Annotated in this window: 19 protein-coding genes; 8 read left to right on the forward strand and 11 right to left on the reverse strand. The window is 64.0% G+C overall.

The window, feature by feature from the left end:
- Nucleotides 1-13 precede the first annotated feature (13 nt).
- The 3 genes from purL to purS are packed head-to-tail and all read right to left on the reverse strand — an operon-like array spanning nt 14 to nt 3,349.
- A complete protein-coding gene (purL, locus tag HMI60_RS06955; protein ID WP_018779993.1) occupies nt 14-2,323 on the reverse strand; it encodes a phosphoribosylformylglycinamidine synthase subunit PurL in 2,310 nt (769 codons plus the stop codon).
- Nucleotides 2,320-3,096, reverse strand: coding sequence for a phosphoribosylformylglycinamidine synthase subunit PurQ (purQ, locus tag HMI60_RS06960; RefSeq protein WP_018779992.1), 777 nt, complete (start codon nt 3,094-3,096; stop codon nt 2,320-2,322). The genes purL and purQ overlap by 4 nt, the downstream gene beginning before the upstream one ends.
- A 1-nt stretch (nt 3,097) precedes the next feature.
- Entirely contained in the window at nt 3,098-3,349 is a 252-nt protein-coding gene (gene purS, locus HMI60_RS06965) for a phosphoribosylformylglycinamidine synthase subunit PurS (RefSeq protein ID WP_011773385.1), read from the reverse strand.
- A 325-nt stretch (nt 3,350-3,674) separates the two neighbouring features.
- Between purS and HMI60_RS06970 the strand changes: the two genes are divergently transcribed.
- Together HMI60_RS06970 and HMI60_RS06975 are read left to right on the forward strand one after the other, a co-directional pair.
- Nucleotides 3,675-3,857 carry a hypothetical protein gene (locus HMI60_RS06970; RefSeq protein ID WP_193590813.1) on the forward strand — a complete coding sequence of 61 codons (183 nt, stop codon included), beginning with the start codon at nt 3,675-3,677 and terminating at the stop codon, nt 3,855-3,857.
- A 127-nt stretch (nt 3,858-3,984) separates the two neighbouring features.
- Nucleotides 3,985-4,275 (forward strand): DUF1540 domain-containing protein, encoded by a 291-nt coding sequence (locus tag HMI60_RS06975; RefSeq protein WP_193590814.1) that lies wholly within the window; start codon nt 3,985-3,987, stop codon nt 4,273-4,275.
- A gap of 64 nt (nt 4,276-4,339) precedes the next feature.
- Here the strand turns inward: HMI60_RS06975 and HMI60_RS06980 are convergent, their stop codons facing one another.
- Both HMI60_RS06980 and HMI60_RS06985 read right to left on the reverse strand, forming a co-directional pair.
- Nucleotides 4,340-5,320 carry a manganese catalase family protein gene (locus HMI60_RS06980; RefSeq protein ID WP_039239578.1) on the reverse strand — a complete coding sequence of 327 codons (981 nt, stop codon included), beginning with the start codon at nt 5,318-5,320 and terminating at the stop codon, nt 4,340-4,342.
- 127 nt (nt 5,321-5,447) lie between these two features.
- Nucleotides 5,448-6,395 carry a phosphoglycerate dehydrogenase gene (locus HMI60_RS06985; protein WP_193590815.1) on the reverse strand — a complete coding sequence of 316 codons (948 nt, stop codon included), beginning with the start codon at nt 6,393-6,395 and terminating at the stop codon, nt 5,448-5,450.
- 236 nt (nt 6,396-6,631) lie between these two features.
- On the opposite strand from HMI60_RS06985, the gene HMI60_RS06990 reads away from it, so the two are divergent.
- Nucleotides 6,632-9,580 carry an exo-alpha-sialidase gene (locus HMI60_RS06990; RefSeq protein ID WP_193590816.1) on the forward strand — a complete coding sequence of 983 codons (2,949 nt, stop codon included), beginning with the start codon at nt 6,632-6,634 and terminating at the stop codon, nt 9,578-9,580.
- A 348-nt stretch (nt 9,581-9,928) separates the two neighbouring features.
- Nucleotides 9,929-13,015, forward strand: a complete 3,087-nt coding sequence (locus tag HMI60_RS06995; RefSeq protein ID WP_227453713.1) for a S8 family serine peptidase — start codon at nt 9,929-9,931, stop codon at nt 13,013-13,015.
- Between the two features lie 66 nt (nt 13,016-13,081).
- Here the strand turns inward: HMI60_RS06995 and HMI60_RS07000 are convergent, their stop codons facing one another.
- The 4 genes from HMI60_RS07000 to HMI60_RS07015 are packed head-to-tail and all read right to left on the reverse strand — an operon-like array spanning nt 13,082 to nt 15,492.
- Nucleotides 13,082-13,495 (reverse strand): serine protease inhibitor, encoded by a 414-nt coding sequence (locus HMI60_RS07000; RefSeq protein ID WP_193590817.1) that lies wholly within the window; start codon nt 13,493-13,495, stop codon nt 13,082-13,084.
- Between the two features lie 29 nt (nt 13,496-13,524).
- Nucleotides 13,525-14,463 carry a 3-methyladenine DNA glycosylase gene (locus HMI60_RS07005; RefSeq protein ID WP_193590818.1) on the reverse strand — a complete coding sequence of 313 codons (939 nt, stop codon included), beginning with the start codon at nt 14,461-14,463 and terminating at the stop codon, nt 13,525-13,527.
- Nucleotides 14,450-14,995 carry an SSI family serine proteinase inhibitor gene (locus HMI60_RS07010; RefSeq protein ID WP_193590819.1) on the reverse strand — a complete coding sequence of 182 codons (546 nt, stop codon included), beginning with the start codon at nt 14,993-14,995 and terminating at the stop codon, nt 14,450-14,452. The genes HMI60_RS07005 and HMI60_RS07010 overlap by 14 nt, the downstream gene beginning before the upstream one ends.
- 8 nt (nt 14,996-15,003) lie before the next feature.
- Nucleotides 15,004-15,492: a MarR family winged helix-turn-helix transcriptional regulator gene (locus tag HMI60_RS07015; RefSeq protein WP_018779982.1), complete on the reverse strand. Its 489-nt coding sequence runs from the start codon at nt 15,490-15,492 to the stop codon at nt 15,004-15,006.
- A gap of 114 nt (nt 15,493-15,606) precedes the next feature.
- Between HMI60_RS07015 and HMI60_RS07020 the strand changes: the two genes are divergently transcribed.
- The 4 genes from HMI60_RS07020 to HMI60_RS07035 all read left to right on the forward strand — a co-directional run bounded on the left by HMI60_RS07020 (nt 15,607) and on the right by HMI60_RS07035 (nt 18,109).
- On the forward strand, nt 15,607-15,831 hold the full coding sequence (locus HMI60_RS07020; protein ID WP_018779981.1) for a hypothetical protein: 225 nt from the start codon (nt 15,607-15,609) through the stop codon (nt 15,829-15,831).
- A 230-nt stretch (nt 15,832-16,061) separates the two neighbouring features.
- Nucleotides 16,062-17,159: an IS30 family transposase gene (locus HMI60_RS07025; protein WP_370584070.1), complete on the forward strand. Its 1,098-nt coding sequence runs from the start codon at nt 16,062-16,064 to the stop codon at nt 17,157-17,159.
- Between the two features lie 151 nt (nt 17,160-17,310).
- Nucleotides 17,311-17,541: a hypothetical protein gene (locus tag HMI60_RS07030; RefSeq protein WP_026267218.1), complete on the forward strand. Its 231-nt coding sequence runs from the start codon at nt 17,311-17,313 to the stop codon at nt 17,539-17,541.
- A gap of 184 nt (nt 17,542-17,725) precedes the next feature.
- Nucleotides 17,726-18,109, forward strand: coding sequence for a lipopolysaccharide assembly LapA domain-containing protein (locus HMI60_RS07035; protein ID WP_055977078.1), 384 nt, complete (start codon nt 17,726-17,728; stop codon nt 18,107-18,109).
- A 123-nt stretch (nt 18,110-18,232) separates the two neighbouring features.
- On the opposite strand, the gene HMI60_RS07040 is transcribed toward HMI60_RS07035, so the two are convergent.
- Together HMI60_RS07040 and HMI60_RS07045 are read right to left on the reverse strand one after the other, a co-directional pair.
- Entirely contained in the window at nt 18,233-18,532 is a 300-nt protein-coding gene (locus tag HMI60_RS07040; protein ID WP_018778105.1) for a DUF4193 domain-containing protein, read from the reverse strand.
- Between the two features lie 156 nt (nt 18,533-18,688).
- Nucleotides 18,689-21,184 carry a beta-glucosidase gene (locus HMI60_RS07045; RefSeq protein WP_193590820.1) on the reverse strand — a complete coding sequence of 832 codons (2,496 nt, stop codon included), beginning with the start codon at nt 21,182-21,184 and terminating at the stop codon, nt 18,689-18,691.
- Nucleotides 21,185-21,215 lie beyond the last annotated feature (31 nt).

Consider the following 21,215-nt stretch of genomic DNA (forward strand, 5'->3'; position numbering starts at 1 on the left):
CAGGCGGAGAGGATCAGCCGAAGTACTTCGGCAGGGTTCCTTCGTGGGCTTCGCGCAGGGCGTCCAGCGAGAGCTCATCCACGCCGTTGATCTCCAGCTTTCCACCGGCAGCGTCAACGACGCCGATCCGGAGGTGGGCGAAGCCACGGGCGGTGCACATGTCCTTGAAGCGGACTTCCTCGGAGCGCGGCACGGACACGATGGCCCGGGCCTGGGACTCGGAGAAGAGGGCCGTGAACAGGTCCACGCCGTCGCGCTCCATGAGTTCCTCAAGGGCGATGCGGGCGCCGACGCCGTAGCGCAGCGAGGACTCCACCAAAGCAGCCGCGAGGCCACCTTCGGAGAGGTCGTGTGCCGCGTCAACCATGCCGTCGCGTGAAGCGTTGATCAGGATTTCACCCAGTGCACGCTCAGCTGCGAGGTCAACCTTCGGCGGCAGGCCACCGAGATGTCCGCGCAGGTTGGACCATTCTGAACCATCCAGCTCAGCTGCGGTGGTACCCAGCAGGTAGATGGCTTGGCCATCTTCACGCCAGCCCGACGGCGTACGGCGGGCGACGTCGTCAAGCTTGCCCAGGACCGCCACAACGGGGGAGGGGTGGATCGGCGTGGTGCCGGTCTGGTTGTACAGAGAGACGTTGCCGCCGGTTACCGGGATGCCAAGTTCCATGCAGGCGTCCGAGAGGCCACGGATGGCCTCGGCGAGCTGCCACATGACATCCGGGTCCTCGGGGGAACCGAAGTTCAGGCAGTCGCTGACGGCCATCGGAACGGCGCCGGAGGTAGCGACATTGCGGTAGGCCTCAGCCAGTGCAAGCTGTGCGCCCTGGTACGGCTCAAGGTAGGTGTAGCGGCCGTTGGCGTCGGTGGCCAGGGCAACGCCCAGGCCCGTTTCCTCGTCAACACGGACTACGCCGGCGTCATCCGGGAACGCCATGGCGGTGTTGCCGCCAACGTAGCGGTCGTACTGCTTGGTGATCCAGGACTTGCTGCACATGTTGGGCGATGCCACCAGTTCGGTGACAGCCGCAGCCAGCTCGGTGGGAGCCGACGGGCGGCCGGCGTCCTCAACGGAACCGGTGAAGGAGTTTGCCTGGACGGAATCCTGCCACTCCGGACGGGCGAACGGACGGTCGTAGACCGGGCCGTCGTGCGCGACGGTGCGGGGATCGACGTCGACAATTACTTCGCCTTCCCAGGTGATGATGAGGCGGCCGGTGTCGGTGACTTCACCCAACCAGGAGTACTCCACGGCCCACTTGTCCATCACGGCTTCGAAGGCTTCGATGTTCTCCGGGGTAACGACGGCCATCATGCGTTCCTGCGACTCGGACATGAGGATCTCGCCCGGGGTCAGCGTGGGGTCCCGCAGCAGGACCGAGGTCAGCTCGACCTCCATGCCGCCGTCGCCGTTGGAGGCGAGCTCGGACGTGGCGCAGGAAATGCCTGCAGCGCCGAGGTCCTGGATACCTTCAACCAGGGAGCCCTTGAAGAGCTCAAGGCAGCACTCGATGAGGACCTTCTCAGCGAACGGGTCGCCCACCTGGACGGCCGGGCGCTTGGAGGGCTTGGTGTCATCGAAGGATTCCGAGGCCAGCACCGAGGCGCCGCCAATGCCGTCGCCGCCGGTGCGGGCACCGAAGAGGACAACCTTGTTGCCCTTGCCGGAGGCGTTGGCCAAGCGGATATCCTCGTGGCGCATTACGCCCACGGCCAGCGCGTTCACCAGCGGGTTGCCCTGGTAGACGGAGTCGAAGACCATTTCGCCACCGATGTTCGGCAGGCCAAGGCAGTTGCCGTAGCCGCCGATACCGGCAACAGCACCGTGCATGACGCGTGCGGTGTCCGGGTGGTCGATGGCGCCGAAGCGCAACGGGTCCATCACGGCTACCGGGCGGGCGCCCATGGAAATGATGTCGCGGACGATGCCGCCGATGCCGGTAGCGGCACCTTGGTACGGCTCAACGAACGACGGCGAGTTGTGGGACTCGATCTTGAACGTTACGGCCCAGCCGTCGCCCAGGTTGGTGACGCCGGCGTTCTCGCCGATGCCCACCAGCATGTCCTTCTTCATTTCCTCGGTGACCTTCTCGCCGAACTGGCGGAGGTGGTTCTTGGAGGACTTGTAGGAGCAGTGCTCGCTCCACATGACCGAGTACATGGCCAGCTCGGCACCGGTGGGGCGCCGGCCAAGGACCTTGACGATCTCGTCGAATTCGTTCTGCTTCAGGCCCAGCTCGGCCCACGGGAGTTCCGTGTCCGGGGTCTTGGCAGCGTGCTCAACGGTGTCGATGTTGAACTTCTTGGTGGTTTCCGTGGTCACTTGTCGCCTCCCACAATCTTGGTCAGTACGGAGGTGAAGAAGCCCAGGCCGTCGGTGTCGCGGGGTTCGCCGTTCAGCGACTCGGGGCCGAAGCCGGCCTCCACTGCGTGCTCGGGGTGGGGCATGAGGCCCACCACGTTGCCGGCTGCGTTGGAGATACCGGCGATGTCGCGGCGGGAGCCGTTCGGGTTGAAGCCCACGTAGCGGAACACCACGCGGCCCTCAGCCTCAAGGGCGTCCAGGGTCTTCTCGTCGGCGATGTACTGGCCGTCCTGGTTCTTCAACGGCACGATGATTTCCTGGCCATCGGTGTAGTCCACGGTCCAGGCTGTGTTGGCGTTTTCCACGCGCAGCGTCTGGTCGCGGCAGATGAACTTCAGGTGGTCGTTCTTGATCATGGAACCGGGCAGCAGGTGCGACTCGGTGAGGATCTGGAAGCCGTTGCAAATACCCAGGACCGGGAGCTTGGCGTCGGAGTTCGCAGCATCGATGATCTTGGACATCAGCGGTGCGAAACGCGAGATGGCGCCTGCACGGAGGTAGTCGCCGTAGGAGAATCCGCCGGGGATGATGACTGCGTCAACATCGCCGAGTTCGGAGTCGGCATGCCAGAGCGGCACCGCTGTGCCACCTGCGAGACGCACTGCACGGGCGGCGTCGCGGTCGTCAAGGGTGCCGGGGAAGGTGACGACGCCGATCTTGGCACCAGCGAGGCCACGAGCACCATAAGCGTCGGCGGCGATAGCCTCGCCGATCAGGGGGAGTGAAGTCATATCAGGCCTCGACGACCTCGACGTTGACGACGTCCTCGATCACCGGGTTGGACAGGAGGGTCTCGGCAGCTTCGCGGGCCTGGGCCAGGATAGCGTCGGTCACCTCGCCGTCGACAGTCAGTTCAAAGCGCTTGCCCTGGCGGACTGCGCTGAAGCTGTTGAAGCCGAGGCGGGGCAGTGCACCCACGATGGCCTTCCCCTGGGGGTCCAGAATCTCGGGCTTGGGCATGACGTCAACGACGATCCGGGGCATCCGGTAACTCCTGTGCGTGAGTTGGGTGAACCTTAAATAAGGCTGCCGCGGAGATGCCGTCTCACGCCGTTCAGCCGCATTCAAACAGCGTTATGGACACAGGGTTAAACACGGTTGTGAACTGCATTGTTTGAACGGCATGGGGGCGCTCCGCGAGCTTGCACAACCATTCTACCGGGAGCGGCGCACATACCCTATTCAGCCCGATTCTGCGAGGACACCCCGCCGTCACGGCGGAAATCGTGCCAAGGGAACGTCCGACGGCGGCAGGTAGGAGCGCCTGTCGGCGCTGGCCGCCGCGGCCCGGCGTCACTAGGATTGTCGCATGGCTGAAAAACCGAAATCGATGGTGCTGGGTGTTGTGGCCGCAGCCGTTTTTGCAGGTTTGGGCCGCATGGTCATCCAAAAGATCAGGGCTGACAAAGCTGCCCGCGACCAAAGGGTGACAGCTCCCTTGGACGCGGAGACCCGGGCGAAAATCAGCGACGCCCTGCGCGGACCCCGGTAGGGAACCTGACATTAGCGCACGTACAAATGCGCTATTCAAAGGGGTTAAACGGCGTGATTCCGGCGTACTTTGGAGATACACGCGGGGGTTCACCCCCCTGGTAAAACAAAGATAACCAGGAGGACCAATGACCGATCACATTGCAGAAGTATCCGCCTGTAGCGTTGGCAGCTGCGGATTCAACCACGATGGCTGCACCGCTTTTGGAATCACCATCGGCGGAACCCAGGACCACGCTTCCTGCGCAACCTTCATTGACACCAATGCCATGGGCGGCCTGCCCAAGGTCCTGGCCCACGTCGGCGCCTGCCAGAGGTCCGAGTGCGTCAACAACAACAACCTCATGTGCGAGGCCCACGACGTCAAGGTCGGACCCGGCCGCGAAGCCGCCGATTGCCTTACCTACGAGCACGCCTGATTGCTGACTAAGCGAAAAGTGGGCCCACCTCCTGCGAGGTTGGGCCCACTTTCTTGATGTCAGGCTACTTCTTGGCCGTCTTGGATTTGGCCGGGGTTGCCGCGGCTTCCTTGGGGCTGTCGGCGTCCTTCATCTCCTGCTCGGCCGTAGCCTGGATCAAGGCCAGGAGTTCAGGATCGAGTCCGGGCGCAAACTCTTCCTTGCGCTCCGCCGACATGGTCATGGGGAAACCGTCCGGCATCTGCTCGGTGCTCAGTTCGGTGCCGTCGTTGGACGGTGACGCCCCACGGTAGAGCTTGCCTGCTTCGCTGAGGTTGTCAGCGCTGAAGGTGTACTGAATGCTCTGGAGTCCCAGGTCCAGGAGCTTCTTCACTTCCGGGAACTGCTCGGCGTTGGTCTTGGGGATCGGGAGGACCTTGCCCCAGTTCACACCCAGGCTTTCCAGGGCCTTTGCGTAAGCATTCTCGTGGGCCTGGTCGCGGACAATCAGGTAGGCGATGGTGGAGCGTGCCGTCTTGTTTTCCGTCATCTCGTAGATGCGGCATTTCTGGAGCCGCCCCGTGGATTCGAGCATCAGGTTGTAGAGCAGGTCCAGGACGAGGTTCCCGCTGTTGTAGACGTAGGAACCGCTCCAAGGGTTGCCTGCCGCATCCACGGGCAACGCACCCTGGGCGCCCACCAGGTAGTGGTGGATATTGCTGGTGTCCAGGGCGATCTTCAGGGGAGTGGCACCGCCGGCGCCGGGCTCGTCCACCGGATCCGACTTCTTGCCCTGGTAGCGGGGTGACCCATCAAGGAGTTGGGAAATGGTGGTTCCGATGAGTTCCACGTGGCTGATCTCTTCGGTACCGATGCCCTGGAGGAGGTCCTTGTAGGGCTTGGAGGCGGGATCGCCGCGGAAGTTCATGCTTTGGAAGAGGTACTGCATCATGGTCCGCATTTCGCCGAACTGTCCGCCCAAGCCTTCCTGGAGGGCGTTGGCTGCAGCGGGATCAGGCTCGTCGGCAGCGATTTCATTGATGAGAAGTTGGGTGTGCAGGTACATACGTTTCCTCACGTTGCCTCATGCTATGCGTGGGATGGGAACCCTCTGCTGGCCACCCCGGACCCACCTAACATAAGCATGCTTACTATTTCCGCGCAAGGAATTTCGCAAGTAAGTGGAGATTCGTTCAGCCCGCCACTTGGTTGGTGAGCGGCTTGCCTTCCTTGAGGGCGGAGATGTTGGCCAGGACCAGCTTCGCCGAACCCTTGGGGCGGTTGCCCGCGACGTGGGGCGTGATGATCAGGTTGGGCGCCGACCACAATTCCGAATAGGCCGGCAGTGGTTCCACCTTGGTCACATCCAGTGCTGCTGCTCGCAGGCGGCCCTCCTTCAGCGCTGCCAGCAGCGCGTCCTCATCCACCGTCGCGCCGCGGCCCACGTTGACGAACACGGCGGTCGCCGGCAGATGACGCAGGACCTCGTCATTGAGGGCGTCGGCGGTTTCCGGGGTCGCGGGCAATATTGAAATCAGCACGTCCGTGGTGCCCAGGACCTCCGGGAACCCATCCGCGGCCACCACCGGGAAGCCATAGCGCTCGCCGGCGGAACTTGCGACGCCGGTGACCTCCGCGCCCAGCGCGGCCAGCAGGGGAGCCAGCCGCCCGGCGATGGAACCGAACCCCCAAATGGTGACCTTGGCGCCGTCGAGCGTGTAGAGCTGTTCGGTGCCGGGGTTGGACTGCTCGGCGTTGTACGGCTGGTTCCAGGTAGCGGCTTTTTGCGATTCCAGGAGGACATCCAGGCGCCGCACGGCAGCCAGGACCAGCGCCAGCGCGTGTTCAGCGACCGGGTCGTCGTGGAGTGAGCGTCCGGACGTGATGGCTGTGGTGTCCCCGAATCCAGCGGCGAGTACGGAGTCGGGTCCGGCTGCGAGCGTCTGGACCAGCTTGAGTGAGGTCATTTCCTTGGCGGCATCGGCGAGGTTCTCCGAGGTGTTCCGCCATGCCACCAGAACCTCTGCGTCGCGGTGCTCGCCAGGGATGGGCTTGTCCACTGCGTAGACCACGATCTCGTCCCCGGAGGTTGCGGGATCGGAAAGGTCCAGTTCGATGGTGTCCGGGATGAGGATTTTCACGGCAACTCCAAGGTTTACGGGCGTCGGGCAGTTTGCACTCGAGGCTACCGCTTTATCCCGCCGCGCATCTGCTCCTGCTCCATCTCTGGCAATGTGACGGCCAGCACTCTATGGTTGTAGGACGTTCGACGTAGCACGTAACACGAACGCCCATCACGAGGTAGCACTACACGCAAATCCCTGAACCAACCACGCGTGAAGTGCCAACCCGGAGCCGATTCGAAAGGACACTGGATTTGAAATCCATACCCCCTGCACCATCGCTCGCCCGCATCGCAGCTGCCGGCACCCTGAGCCTGGGCCTGCTGGCCGGGCTCGGCCTTCCGGCCACCGCCGCCCCCATCCCGCCCAGCAACCCCTCTGCATCCCCCGGCACCTTCACCGAGGCCAACATCGCCGCTGACCGCACGGCTGCCAACTTCTTCTACCGGATCCCCGCCCTGACCTATCTGGGCAACAATGTGGTGTTGGCAGCCTGGGACGGACGTCCCGGCTCAGCGGCCGACGCACCCAACCCGAACTCGATAGTCCAACGCCGCAGCACTGATGGCGGCCAGACCTGGGGGCCGGTGCAGGTCATCGCTGCGGGTCACGTGGCTGACGCCAGCGGACCCAAATACGGTTACAGCGACCCCTCCTACATCTACGACGCGGAAGCAGGCAAGGTCTTCGCTTTCTTCGTCTACTCCAAGGACCAAGGCTTCGGCGGCAGCCAGTTCGGCAACGACGACGCCGACAGGGCAGTGATCTCCTCGGCAGTCATCGAGTCCTCCGACGGCGGAATCACCTGGAGCCAGCCCCGGCTCATCACCAACGTGACCAAGCCCGGGACCAGCAAGACCAGCCCGGCGGCCGGGGACGTCCGCTCGAACTTTGCCTCCTCCGGCGAAGGCATCCAGCTCAAGTACGGCCAGTACAAAGGCCGGCTCATCCAGCAGTACGCCGGCGATGTGCGCCAGGCCGACGGCACCAACAAGATCCAGGCCTACAGCGTCTATTCGGACGATCACGGCGCCACCTGGCACAAGGGTGCCAACGTCGGTGACCGGATGGACGAAAACAAGACCGTTGAACTCTCCGACGGCCGTGTCCTCCTGAATTCCCGGGACAACGCCAACCAGGGCTACCGCAAGGTGGCCGTTTCCACTGACGGCGGCGCCACGTACGGTCCGGTCACGCAGGACACGGAGCTTCCGGATCCCGCCAACAACGGAGCCATCGCGCGCATGTTCCCGAACGCTGCGCAGGACTCGGCCGATGCCAGGAAGCTCATTTTCACCAACGCCAACTCCAAGACCGGCCGCGAAAATGTCTCCGCCCGTGTCTCCTGCGACGACGGCGCTACGTGGCCGGGCGTCCGCACCATCCGCTCCGGTTTCTCCGCGTACTCCACTGTGACCCGGCTGGAGGACGGCAAGTTCGGCGTGCTCTACGAGGGCAACTACACGGACAACATGCCGTTCGCCAAATTCGACGACGCCTGGTTGAACTACGTTTGCGCACCGTTGTCCGTGCCGGCCGTCACCGCTGCTCCCGGCGCTACGCAGCAAGTGCCGGTAACCGTGACAAACCAGGAAGCCACCACGCTCACTGGCGCCAACGCCACTGTTTACACACCCAGCGGCTGGTCCGCCAGCACCGTGCCGGTTCCCGATGTCGCGCCGGGAGCCTCGGTCACCGTCAACGTAGCCCTCACCGCACCCGCAAACGCCAGCGGGCCGCAGAACCTCAACGCGGCCTTTACGACGGCGGATGGCCGGGTTTCGCAGTTCACCTTCACCGCCACCGTGCCGGTGGCGCCCCAGGTTGGCCTCACCATCACCGGTTCTGCACCCGCACGCGATGTCGTGGCCAGCCCCTACCAGGTGGGCGAAGTCCTCAGCTACTCGTTCAATGTCAAGAGCACGGCCAACGTCACGGCCAACTCCGTACCGGTCTCGGGAACCTTCGACTCCGGCTTCCTGCCGCCCTCGGCTCCCAACTGCCGGTTCAACAACCTGGCCGCAGGCGCTGCGTACAACTGCACCACTGCCAAGCATGTGATCACGGCTACGGACGTCCAGCGTGGCTACTTCCTTCCGGAGGCGGGCTTCACCATCACTGCCAGCGCGACGCCGTCGCTCAGCAAAACGGTGCAGTTCACTGGTGCTGCGGTCGCGTTGCGCGACGGTCTGCTGACGGCCGACATCAGCGGGGCGCGTGCCGACGTCGGGCGTGACCTCGCAACCCGGCCCTACGCCGCAGGTGAGCTGGTCCCGTACACCTTCACGGTGAAGAACACGAGCCCTTTGGTGGAGAAAACAGTCCCCACCGCCGGCAACTTCAGCCCGTTCCTTCCCGAGGGTCCGGGGAACTGCCGTTACAGCGTGCTCCCGGCCGGGCAGAGTTACGAGTGCACCACCCCGCGGCACACGGTGACGGCCGCCGAAGCCGAGCAGGGCTTCTTCGTCCCGGACACCACCTGGGAGGTCAGCGCTGCCGGCCAAAGCACCAAGACCATTACGGTGAACGGCGGCGAGGTGGACCTCAAAGTGCGCGAACCGAAGCTTGCGGCAACGGTTTCCGCTGAATGGCGGGACGCTGACGGAGATCGTTTCGCCAGCCCCGGTGATCCCGTGACCTACACGTACACGGTGGGCAACGCGGGCAACGTTGCGGTAACCGGGTTGGAGGCCCCCGACGCCGGTATTTCCGCAGCCGCGCTTGCTGAGGGCGCCACGGTGACGTCCACCCGGGAGCATGTCCTGACAGCTGCGGACGTGGCCGCCGGAAGCCTTGCGGCAGTGGGTTTCGAGGCGACGGCCCGCAACGGTGCAACGGAAGTGGCTGCGGCTGCGGCAGCGGATCCGCTGGTACTGACTGTCCAGCCGGCCAAGCCGGGCAACGTGCCTGCGCTGACAGTCCAGGACTTCGATGGCCGGACGCCGCCCTTTGACCTGGGCACGACGGACAAGTACCGGACCGGACAGAAGGTAGAGCTCAAGGGTCTTGAATACGGTCAGTGGTACTACGTCTATCTCAACAAGACGATGTACCGTCTCGGCTGGATCTTCCCCACCACCGACAACACCGTGGAGTTCATCCTGCCTTCGGATGTCAAGAACGGCCGCGACGACGTCGTGGTCCTGGACAAGGATGGCGTGCAGGTTTCGTTTGACCGGCTCCAGGTGACACCCAAGGGCTAGTCGTTTACGGCTGGCTGCACACGACGGACCGCAGGGTTGTTCCCTGCGGTCCGTCGCGCTTTCCATGACGAATCGCGGCCATTGTGACAAGACAAATTCGCTGAAATGTGCTGTATGTCATATTCGGCTCTCAGTAGATACTCTATGACTCGGCTGGTTGTGCGGCTTTGACAAGAACTGTCAAAGGTTCAACCATCTGAAAGTTGACAGGCCTTGGCGATGGAGCCCGGGCCTCCTCAGTGAAAGGTGCAACCACTCGTGAAATCACAAGGAAAGAGCTTCGTCAGAAGCGGGGGACTCCGGAAGGCCGCGGTGCTTGCCGTCGGCCTGCCGTTGCTGCTCTCGTCAATGGCGATGCCGGCCCAGGCCGCCCCTGCCCCGGAGGCGCCCGGAAATGTTGCAGGCGTGGCCAAGAAGAACCTTGACCCCGGTTCCTACAAGGACGGCCGCTACATGGTGGTCCTTGCCGAAAAGCCTGCGGCAACCTACGACGGCGGCACGGCAGGGCTCGCGCCGACCAAACCGGAGGAAGGCAAAAAGCTCGACGCCGACAGTGCCGAGGTGAAGGAATACCAGCAGCACCTGCAGCAGAAGCAGCAGGAAGTTGCCCGGCAGGAAAACGTCACCATCAAGCGCGAGTTCACCACCGCCGTCAACGGCTTCAGCGCCAACCTGACCGCGGACCAGGCCATCAACCTTGCCAAGGATCCCAAAGTCCTGATGGTCGCACCGGACACGCAATACGCTCCGGACTACTCCACCACCGACTTCCTGAAGCTCAGCGGCCCCAACGGCACCTGGGCCACCCAGTATGGCGGGCAGGAGAATGCCGGCAAGGGCACGGTCGTGGGCGTCATCGACACCGGCTACACCCCTTCAAACCCGTTCTTCGCCGGTGAGCCCGTGGGGCCGCTGGTCGGCAACCCCCAGGTTGGCGTTCCCTACCGCACTGCGGACGGCAAGATCGCCATGCTCAAGGCCGACGGCGACACTTTCGTCGGCGAATGCCAGCCGGGCACCGGGACGGGCGCCGACTACGACGGCAGCGCCTGCAACTCCAAGGTCCTCAGCACCCACTACTTCGCAGACGCCTTCCTTGAAACAGTTCCCCCGGAAAACCGGGCTCCCGAAGAAGTCATTTCAGCGGTGGACGTGGACAGCCACGGCACCCACACCGCCAGCACGGCAGCAGGCAATGGCAACGTTGACGCCGTCGTGGATGGCAGGAGCTTCGGAACCACCAGCGGCATTGCACCGGCCGCCAAGCTCTCCATCTACAAAGTCTGCTGGGAAGACACCGATCCCGCCACCGGTGGCTGCTACGGCTCCGCTTCCGTGGATGCGATCGAGCAGGCCATCCTGGACGGCGTGGACGTACTGAACTACTCCATCTCCGGTTCCACCACTTCCACCACGGATCCGGTGTCGCTGGCATTCCTGTCCGCAGCGTCAGCCGGCATCTTCGTCGCCACCTCGGCCGGCAACTCCGGACCAACGGCCAGCACCGTCAATCACGGAGCTCCCTGGCTGACCACCGTTGCTGCGACATCCTTCTCCCAGGAACTCCAGGGCACAGTTGAATTCTCCGACGGCAGCAAGTTCCGCGGAGCGAGCATCATGAACCGCGAGGTGAGCGGGGCCGGCGTCGTGCTGTCCACCAACGCCGCAAGCGGCCAAGGTAACGCAGCGCTGTGTGCTCCCGGGTCCCTGGACCCGGCAAAGGTTGCCGGCAAGGTTGTTGTTTGTGACCGTGGCGTGGTTGACCGCACCGCCAAGAGCGCTGAAGTCCTGCGCGGCGGCGGCGTTGGCATGATCCTCGTCAACCTGACGGACTCGTCGCTGGATACTGACAAGCACGTCATTCCCACCGTGCACGTGAACCCGCCCGCCACGCAGACCATCAAGGACAAGGTCACGGCGAACCCGGCCATCACTGTGTCCCTGTTGAACCGCGACACCACGGGACTGCCGGCCGAAGCACAGCCGCAGATCGCCGGGTTCTCCTCGCGCGGGCCGCTGCTTGCCACTGACTCGGACCTGCTGAAGCCGGATGTTTCGGCACCCGGTGTCGCCATCCTCGCGGGTGTATCCCCGATCGGAACCGGAGGCGACAACTTCGGCTTCCTGTCCGGAACGTCCATGGCTTCACCGCACGTGGCCGGTTTCGGCGCATTGATCCTCGGCAAGAACCCGCAGTGGTCCCCGGCTACGGTGAAGTCCGCCATGATGACCACCGCTGGTCCGGTTAAGCTGGCCAACGGCGCCGTCAACAAGGACGTCTTCGCCACCGGCGCCGGACAAGTTGACCCGGCGAAGGTCCTCAACCCGGGCCTGGTCTACGACGCCACCACCGAGGACTACCTGAAGTTCATCCAGGGCACCGGGATGGACCTGGGCATGGAAGGGCTCGGCACCACGGCCGCGCGCGACATGAACGTTCCCTCCTTCGCGCTGGGCAACCTGGCCGGCAAGATCGAAGTCACGCGTACGCTGACTGCGCTGACGCCGGGCACCTACCGGGCCACGGCCAACGTTCCGGGCGTCAACGTCAAGGTGACACCGTCCGTGCTGACCTTCGGTGCACCCGGTGAAAAGAAGACCTTCAAGGTCCAGTTTGAGAACAAGAACGCCGAACTGGGCAAGTTCGCCATGGGTTCGCTCAACTGGCAGGGTGCCAACAAGACCGTCACCTCGCCGATCGCTGTCCGTCCGCAGTCCGTCATCGCGGACAAGGCCCTGGCCTTCACCGGCACGGGCCCCAACGGCTCGGGCACCATCAACATCACCTCCGGCACCAACCTGCCGGTGGGTGTGACCATTGATGGCCTGTCCAAGGCTGATTCTTCGGCTATCGAGCTGGTTCCCGGCCCGTTTGCCGGCCAAACCAACGCATCGAACTTCGTGAAGAAGGTGACCGTTGGTGAGGGCAGTGCCCTGGCCAAGTTCTCGGTGATCTCCTCCAATGAGGCCGCCGACTTCGACATGCTGGTCCTGACTCCGTCCGGTCAGCAGCTGCCGGCCGCAACGGCATCCGCCAGCGAAACCCTGTCCGTTCCCAACCCGGCCCCGGGCGACTACTTTGTCTACGCCAACCTCTACGCCAGCCCCAACAACCAGCCCACCAAGGCAACCGTTGATGCTGCAGTGCTGGGGGCCAACCAGGGCAACGCCACCGTGACGCCGAATCCGATCCGACTCGCCAACGGCAAGACGGGCCAGATTTCGCTGAACTGGAAGAACCTGGAACCGGGTTCCTACATCGGCCGCCTGACCTTCGCAGGAACCAGCGAGCCGAGCTTCGTCACGGTCCTGGTCAACCCCGGCGGAGCTGTTGTGGTTCCGGATGAGGAAGACCCCAAGAAGGACAAGAAGGACAAGAAGCCGCGGGGCAAGATCCGCGGCGATGAGCCGACGCAGAGCAACAACGCCGGCTAAAACTCTGCGGGACACGCAAATGGGCTGAGGACACCCGAATCCGGGCGTCCCCAGCCCATTTGCGTGTCATGAGCCGGAAGTTGCGCCTCCGGTATTGCCCAGCAACGCCGCCATGGTCTTCCAACGGGCGATCTCGCAACCATCCGTCCTGCTGAAATGGCTATGGACTTTACGCCCACGGAACCATCCCCGGACTTCGGCTACCTGCGGGCCCCCGTACTGTTGCGTGCAGATCCGGTCCGGCCGCGGCTGCGGGAAGAAGATCTCCTCCCCGAACTGCTCGACGGCGGCAAGCGCCGCCGTCGCATCCGGCAGGTTTGAGTCGACCGAGTCCGGGTCGGGGGAGAGGACACCCCCGGCGGACCGGAGGTGGAACACCCGGCTGTCAGCGCCCGGTGACTCTGTCAGCGTGACAGTGAGGTCGACGTCGTATTCGCTTGCGTTTGTGTCGGTGGTGTCGCTGCTGCTTGGGGAACCCATGGTGACCTTTCGCTGGTGGCGTCGGGTGCTCAGGCGGCCGCGCCGCTCAGCTCGTCCAAGAGCGGGCTTACTGCCTGAAGCACGCGGGCCCGCAGCTCCTGGGATTCGGCTGCGAAAGCCCGCTGGTACTCAACGTACTCGGCCTTGCCCTGCGGTGTCTCAATCCTGATGGGCGGGTAGCCCCATTCTTCGAGATCGTACGGAGAGGCCTGCATGTCCATGGCCCGGATCCGCCACGACAACTCAAAGCAGTCCATCACCAGCCCGCTTGGCAACGCGGGCGTCAATTTGTAGGCCCACTTGTACAGGTCCATGTTGGCGTGCAGGCAGCCCGGTTGCTCCATGGTCCGCTGGTTTTCGCGGGTTGGCGTGAGCTCATTAAGGGGCAAGGCGTCGGGGGTGTAGAAGCGGAAGGCATCGAAGTGGGAGCAGCGGATCCGGTTCTCTTCCACCACGGTGTCAGTACCCTCGCCGCCCAGCCTGAGCTTGAGGTATTCGTGGCGCAGCTCGAACTTTTCCTGCCGGTACACCATGGCCCACTCGTGCAGGCCGAAGCAGCCGAACTGGGCCGGACGTTTCGCGGTCCCGGAGAGGATGATGCCCGCGAAGCGGACGGCCTCGGCGCGGTCGGCCAGGAAGCCGGCCCGGTCGAAGGTGACCGCCGGTGTACCGGAGGGCAGCCCCAGTGAGGCGAGTTCGCCGTCGTCGGGTGTCCTGTAGAACTTCCACGCGCTGCGCTCCAATGCCCGCTCACCGCTGAGGACTACGGCATCCCCGGGGTGCCAGCGAAGCAACTGGCCCGGCTTCTGGGTGTAGTAGGTGAAGAGGAAGTCCTCCACGGGGTGCTTCTTTCCGGCCGAACGCCGGGCCAAGTACGGGTCCGCATAGCGTGCGACCCGAGTGTGATGGGCAGCCTCCAGCCCAAGCCATTCCTCTTGGGGGAGGTGTCGCAGCCTAGAAACCACCATCTGATCCGAGGACGCTCTTGGCCGCGTCCCACATACCGATCTGGCAGCCGTCGGTGCGGTTGAAGGCGGCCGCCACTTCCTTGCCGTCCACGACGCCGGTCACCTTGGCGGTTGCGGGGCCGCCGTACTGCATGGTGCAGGCCCGGTCGGCCCGGGGCGGAGCCGGGCTGAGGATGGAGGGGTTGTTCTTGATCGCGGCGCATGCTTCGGCGGCCGACGGGTGGTTGCTCTCCGCAGCGGGAGTTCCGCCCGTGCAGACAAGGGTGAAGGTCTTGGGCGCGGCCTCGGGGGTTTCCAGGAGTGTGATGCTCAGTTCAGCGTCGCCGCGTCCGGCCGTTGCCGATTGGCTGCCGCCCGCCGTCGGGGTGCTGCTGGTGGAGGGGCTGCCGGGTGCTGTACTGCTGCTTGAAGGGCCCGACGTCGGCGCCTGGGTTGGGCTGCCTGTGGAACCTGGTGAGGGGGCACCGGAGCATGCGGCGAGGCTTGCGACAGCAAGTACTGCCAGTAACGGGCGGACACTTCGCATGCTCATGGGATCTCCTAGGTTGCCTCCATTTTACGTGGCTCGTCGGCGGTGCGCTGAGTGGCGGCAATCAGGCCGGTCATCGCTTGGTGGAGCTCGGCTACTTCTTCGCGGCTGAGGTGCAGGCGATTGCGGATTTCGCCGGGCACAGCCGTGGCCTGTGCGCGGAGGGCCGCTCCCTTGTCAGTGAGGGTGATGGCCAGTGCGCGCTCATTACCGGGCACGCGCTCGCGGGTGATGAGCTGTGCTTCTTCCAGGCGTTTGAGCAAGGGGGAGAGGGTGGCGGGATCGTGGAGCAGGCTGTCGCTGATGTCCTTCAACGTCCTCGGGCTGCGTTCCCACAGTGCCAACATCACCAAGTACTGGGGGTGGGTCAGGCCGAGCTTTTCAAGAACGGGCTTGTAGACACCCACAACGCTGCGCGAGGCTACGGTGAGGGCAAAGCACAGTTGGCGCTCCAGAAGGAGGTCATCGGTTTCCTGGCTGGTATCGCTGATGGTCGTCATGGCTTCCTCCCGCTTGCTGCACTGACGAGGCTACACCGAACCAATTAGTTAGTGTACTAATGATTAGCGTACTATGAACGTATAGAGTCGTCGAACACTGAGGAGTCGATCCGCGTGGCAAAGGAATCCTTCACCCGGAAATTCATGCGCGCAACCGGAAAGTTTCGCGTGATTTTTGGCCCGGCGCACAGCAGCTCCCTGGATCACGAAATGACGGAAGCCAACCGGAAGCTGCTCGCCCAGCGCCAAGCGGAGACCCAGCAGTGGGAAACCCTCCGCCGTCCGGATGGCAGTACCTACGTGGTTCCCCGCAATCCGGACGACAAGTCCCTGCGCTAAGCCCCTTCTCCTCTCGCCGAGGTGGCACTTAATGACAATGCCGGGCAGGCGTCTTCAGGTGGCTAGTGCAACACCCCTGTAGTTGGAGGGGTGTCATGGTCAAGAAGTTGCCGTGGTCGGTTCGTGCGTGTGCGTATGAGCACTTGCTGGCGGGTGAGGACACGGGACGAAGTGCTGCCGCGGCTGGGGTGTCCCGGCAAGCGGTGTCGCATTGGGCGAAACTAGCGGGCATGGAACTTATCTCCGGCCCTGGTGGTGGCGTGCGTCTTCCGATGGCTTCGGAGATGCTTTCGCGGGATAAGGAGCGAAGGTACCGGCGGCTGACTTTGGAGGACCGGGCTTATATCAAGGCCTGTCTGGGCTTGCCGGAGCCGCGTTCCATGCGACAGATCGCCAAGGAGTTGGGCGTGCATCCATCAACGGTGTCCCGGGAGATCCGCCGACACAGTATCGAGCATTGGGCCCGGCGCTATTACGACGCCGGGGTTGCCCAACACCGGGCACTGGTCCGCCGTAGACGGAACCGGCCCGTGAAGCTCTCTGCGGGAACGGCGGTGTGGAAGGAGGTCGTGGCACGCTTGAACCAGCGTTTCTCACCTCAACAGAGCGCTGCGGACCTGAAGAAGACGTTCCCCGAGCAGCCGGAGATGCACGTGTCCCACGAGTCAATTTACCAAGCCCTTTACGTGCAGGGCCGGGGTGCCTTGCGGCATGAACTTGCCGTGGAGAAGGCCCTACGTTCGGGCCGGACCGGTCGTAAGCCCCAATCAAAGCTGCCTGCCAGGAACGTAAGGCCCTGGCTTGAAGGGGCCCGGCTGAGCGACCGGCCCGCCGAAGTCCAGGACCGGGCCGTGCCCGGCCATTGGGAAGGTGATTTGGTCGTGGGTCCCGGTAACTCCGGGATCGTCACCTTGGTCGAGCGCTCCTCACGGTTCACTTTGCTGGGCCGGCTGCCGGGAGCCAGGGACAGCGCGACGGTCATCGAGGTCATGCAGAAAATGATCCACACCCTGCCCCAGGCGATCCTTAAAACGATCACCTGGGACCAAGGCACGGAAATGGCTCAACACGCCAAGTTCACAGTAGCGACCGGCTGCCAACTGTTCTTCTGTGACCCGCACTCACCCTGGCAACGCGGCACGAACGAGAACACCAACGGACTGGTCCGCGATATCCACCCCAAAGGCACGAACTTCAACCAGGTCAGCGACGAAGAACTCGCCCACACCCAGCACCTGCTCAACATCCGACCGCGTCAAACACTCCAATGGGACACCCCAACTGAAAGACTGACCAAACTAATCGATGGTGTTGCACTAGCAAGCTGAAACCGCCGCAGGCGGATTGTCATTAACTGCCAACTCGGCGCACGGCCGACCCGGAGCCTTTTCGGGCTTGCGGGCGTAAAATTGGCTCACTGAACGGCACGCACCAGCCCTGCCGCTTTTTCGCTCTCCGGTAAGAAGGGAGGTGGAAAACATGGGACGCAGAATGGAAGGCTTCGTCCACGTGACCGAGCGGCTGCAGTCCGTTTTTGGACCGGCAACCCACGGCGATACGGACAGCCCCGTGGTGCATAAGCATGATGATTTCGAATCCGCTTCCGAGGAAGATTTGAAGCACTTCGATATCGAGACTGACTCCGAGGGTCACCACTACGCAGTCCGCAACGACGATCCCGGGCCCACCACCACTGACTATGCCCTGTAGGGCTATGCCCTGTAGCGGGGCATGAGATGCCGAAGGGCCGGACCGCGAACTCCGGCCCTTCCTTGCGTGCCGGCAAACGCGCCACCTTGACCCCGGTTTGGTGGCCGTGCCACTGTTGAGCAACTAGTCAGCATGCTTATTATGTAATTGCACGGTAGGTGCTGGCGTACTAAGGGGGCCGTCAATGAGTTTCCATGAAGATGCAGCAGGAGTTCCGGGCGGTTCGGCACGCCCGGACCGGGCCGGTTCCGGGCACCACGAGCGGGTGATCCCACCGTCCGCGCCAGGCCACGCCCGGCCCACCCGCACCGCAGCCCTGTGGGTAGCGGTGGCAGTCGGCCTGGTGGTCCTGGTGATGCTGATTGTGTTCTTCGTCCAAAACCAGGACATGATCACCGTCCGGTTCTTCGGGCTGGAGGGGACACTCGCCCTGGGCACCACGCTCTTCATCGCAGCGGTGGGTGGCGGAGTGCTGGTTGCCCTCGCCGGGGGAGCGCGCATCCTTCAACTCCGAATGGGCAATCATCGGCGCAAGAAGGTCGTGGGCGGTCCGGGAACGGCACCCTAGATTCATACGGCGCCCAGGTTTAACTGCGGAAGGACCGGAGCGCATGCTCCGGTCCTTCCGCAATTTAATCCCGACGCCGGCACTCCCTGACGACGTTCAGTCCGCCGGGGTGTTGGGGTCGTCTTAGCCTTCGCAGTCAGTGCAGTAGGCAACGCCATCTTTTTCGCGCGCGATCTGCGAGCGGTGGCGGACCAGGAAACAAGAGTTGCAAGTGAACTCGTCGTTTGCCTGCGGGATGACCTGGATGACCAGTTCCTCGGCGACGATTTCGCCACCGGGGCCATTGGCGTCAAGGCCGTCGGTTTCGTCCAGTTCCAGCACGACGCTCTTGGCCGTGGGGGCGCTGGCAGATTGAAGAGCCTGGAGCGACTGCTCCTGGTTCTCTTTTACATCGGTACGGAGTTCGTCGTAATCGGCTGCCACTTTTTAATGCCTCTTCGTGTTAGGGGGTTACCGGGTATGCAACGTACAGCATGCCATGAAAATTCCATACCATACCCCAGTTCTACAGCTTGTGGCGAAAACCACGTGCGTGGCGGTCAAAAAAAGGCTGCCACGCACGGAGATCCTACTCCTGTATTACCGGAGTTCTATGTCAAGGAACTGGAATTCGTCAGCTGCATGGCGACCCACCAGCAGGCGGAACGTGCCCTGCTCAAACTGCCAGCCGCCGTCGTAATGCGCAAATGCCTTGGCGGGGATCCGGACCTCCACGCTCTCGGTGCCGGCTGGAGCGAGGTGCGTTCCGGCGTAACCGGCCAACCAGCGGACCGGGCGCTCAACCGCGGAGGCCGGTCGGTCCAGGTAAACCTGCACCACTTCGCGGCCTGTACGCGAGCCCGTGTTCCTGACGGGCACGTGGACCACAACATCGTTCCCCGCCGTGACCACCTGCGGTGCGTGGGCGGTCCCGAGCTCGAACGTCGTGTATCCGAGGCCGTAGCCGAACGGGATGGCCGGCTTGGCTCCCCCTTCGGCTTCCTGCTTCAGCCATGCGCGGTAGCCGACGTGGATTCCCTCGGAGTAGACCACCTTGCCGTCAACGGGCGTGGTGCTCAGGACGGGGACGTCCTCCAGCGCGGCCGGCCAGGTTGTGGGAAGGCGGCCGCCGGGCTCTTCCTTGCCCAACAGGATGTCGGCGATCGCGCTGCCGAATTCCTGGCCTCCGAACCAGCCCAACAGGACCGCATCCACCGTGTCGAGCCAAGGCATCACCACCGGTGAGCCGGAGTTCACCACCACCACTGTCCGCGGGTTGGCTGCCGCCACCGCCTCCACCAGGTGGTTCTGATAGCCGGGGAGGTCAAGGTCCTTCCGGTCGAAGCCCTCCGATTCGATCGTTGCGTTGGTACCCACCACGACGACGGCGACATCGGCCGCCCTGGCGGCCTCCACTGCCGCGTCGATCTCGGCCTGTGGATCAGCTACCACCGTTTCCTCGCCCAGGAGAATCGCGGTGAACGGAATGACCTGCTGCTTGGGCAGTTGGTATTCGGCCTCGATCCGCACGGTCTGCCCGGCAGCGGCTTCGATTGGGTGGGTTGTCTTGGGCGGGTCGAACAGCGCGGCGCCGAGGACTTCCGTGTCGTCCTCGAGCTCACTGTTGAATACCTCTGCTCCGTCCAAGGCGAAACGGATCCGGCCCACAGTACCGACGCCCAGGTGGTGCACGCCCGCTGTTTCGGCAGTCCAGTCCGTTTCCATCCGGATGGAGGCGGCGCCGTCGGGAATCCCCACGCCGAACCAGATCAGGTGGGACGCCAGGCGGTCTTCGCCCGAGATCTCCGAGCCGTCCTCCGCGAGGAACGTCACCCGGATTCCCGGAACGCCGGACACCGGGTTGTGCAGGCTCGTGCGGGGGAACGCCTGGATGCCCTCGGCCACCTTGGCGCCGCGCGCATAGGTGACTTTGACGTCGTCGGGCAATGCTTTCCGGAGGCCTTCGAGCGGGGACACGGTGTACTTTGGCATGACGGTGGCGCTGCCGCCGCCCTGCGTGCGGGCCTCGTCGGCGTTGTGGCCGATCACCGCGACGCTGCTGAGCGCCTTGGCATCCAGCGGCAGGAGGCCCTTGTTGCGGGCCAGGACGGCCCCGCGGACCGCAACTTCACGCGCGACGGCGGCCCCGTCAAGCTGCGTCGGAAGCTGGGTCACCGCAGGTTCGAAACCCTCCAATGAGCCCACGCGGGCTGCCAGGCGAAGGATGCGGGTGACCTTTTCAAGGATGGCGTCACGGCTGACCCGGCCATCATGGACGGCGGCGAGTAGCTTGGGGCCCCAGTGGCCCACCGGGCCAGGCATTTCGAGGTCCTGGTGCGCGTTGGCGGCGTCGACTGAGCGGACGCCCGTCCAGTCGGAAACCACTACGCCGTCGAAGCCCCATTCGGTGGACAGCGGCGTTTCGAGGAGCTTGTTCTCGCTGGCAGTGGTCCCGTTGATGGAGTTGTAGGAGCTCATGACCAGCCAGGCGCGGGCCTCGGTGATGGCGTCTTCGAACGCCGCAAGGTAGAGCTCGCGCAAGGGCCGCTCGTCCACCACGGAGTCCGCCGTGAAGCGCTCGGTTTCAGCTTCGTTGGCGAGGTAGTGCTTGGGCGTTGCGCCGACACCCATGGACTGCACTCCGGCGACGTACCCGGCTGCCATGGTTGCCGTGAGCCGCGGGTCTTCGCTCATGCATTCGAAGTGCCGGCCGCCCAGCGGGGAGCGGTGCAGGTTGATGGTGGGACCGAGGACGGCGTGGACGCCCTTGCGCCGCGCTTCCTGGCCCAGGATCTGGCCGTAGCGGTGGGCGGTTTCGACACTCCACGTAGCCGATAACGCCGAGGAGGACGGAAGGGAAACGGAATCGTGGCGCTCGTCGAAGTCTTCGCCACGGACTCCGGCTGGGCCGTCCGACAGCACCACGCGCGCCAGGCCGATCTCCGGGATGGCGTGTGTGGACCAAACGTCCGCCCCTGTCAGAAGCCGGATCTGCTGCTCAAGGCTGAGGCTCCGGGCGAGTTCGCGGATCTTCGTATCGGCGTCCTGGCCTTCGGCGGGCGGGACGGTGACGGCGGCCGAGAGTGTCGGGTTCATTTCATGACTCCTTCGTGGCCCATCGTTGGGC

The organism is Paenarthrobacter sp. YJN-D, from assembly GCF_015040335.1.
Taxonomy (GTDB): domain Bacteria; phylum Actinomycetota; class Actinomycetes; order Actinomycetales; family Micrococcaceae; genus Arthrobacter; species Arthrobacter nicotinovorans.

Bases quoted from the DNA above. Each gene is read 5' to 3' on its own strand.
- purQ (WP_018779992.1), bottom strand. From the start codon at position 3,096: ATGACTTCACTCCCCCTGATCGGCGAGGCTATCGCCGCCGACGCTTAT.
- purS (WP_011773385.1), bottom strand. From the start codon at position 3,349: ATGCCCCGGATCGTCGTTGACGTCATGCCCAAGCCCGAGATTCTGGAC.
- HMI60_RS06970 (WP_193590813.1), top strand. From the start codon at position 3,675: ATGGCTGAAAAACCGAAATCGATGGTGCTGGGTGTTGTGGCCGCAGCC.
- HMI60_RS06975 (WP_193590814.1), top strand. From the start codon at position 3,985: ATGACCGATCACATTGCAGAAGTATCCGCCTGTAGCGTTGGCAGCTGC.
- HMI60_RS06980 (WP_039239578.1), bottom strand. From the start codon at position 5,320: ATGTACCTGCACACCCAACTTCTCATCAATGAAATCGCTGCCGACGAG.
- HMI60_RS06995 (WP_227453713.1), top strand. From the start codon at position 9,929: ATGGCGATGCCGGCCCAGGCCGCCCCTGCCCCGGAGGCGCCCGGAAAT.
- HMI60_RS07000 (WP_193590817.1), bottom strand. From the start codon at position 13,495: ATGGGTTCCCCAAGCAGCAGCGACACCACCGACACAAACGCAAGCGAA.
- HMI60_RS07005 (WP_193590818.1), bottom strand. From the start codon at position 14,463: ATGGTGGTTTCTAGGCTGCGACACCTCCCCCAAGAGGAATGGCTTGGG.
- HMI60_RS07010 (WP_193590819.1), bottom strand. From the start codon at position 14,995: ATGAGCATGCGAAGTGTCCGCCCGTTACTGGCAGTACTTGCTGTCGCA.
- HMI60_RS07015 (WP_018779982.1), bottom strand. From the start codon at position 15,492: ATGACGACCATCAGCGATACCAGCCAGGAAACCGATGACCTCCTTCTG.
- HMI60_RS07025 (WP_370584070.1), top strand. From the start codon at position 16,062: ATGGAACTTATCTCCGGCCCTGGTGGTGGCGTGCGTCTTCCGATGGCT.
- HMI60_RS07030 (WP_026267218.1), top strand. From the start codon at position 17,311: ATGGGACGCAGAATGGAAGGCTTCGTCCACGTGACCGAGCGGCTGCAG.
- HMI60_RS07035 (WP_055977078.1), top strand. From the start codon at position 17,726: ATGAGTTTCCATGAAGATGCAGCAGGAGTTCCGGGCGGTTCGGCACGC.
- HMI60_RS07045 (WP_193590820.1), bottom strand. From the start codon at position 21,184: ATGAACCCGACACTCTCGGCCGCCGTCACCGTCCCGCCCGCCGAAGGC.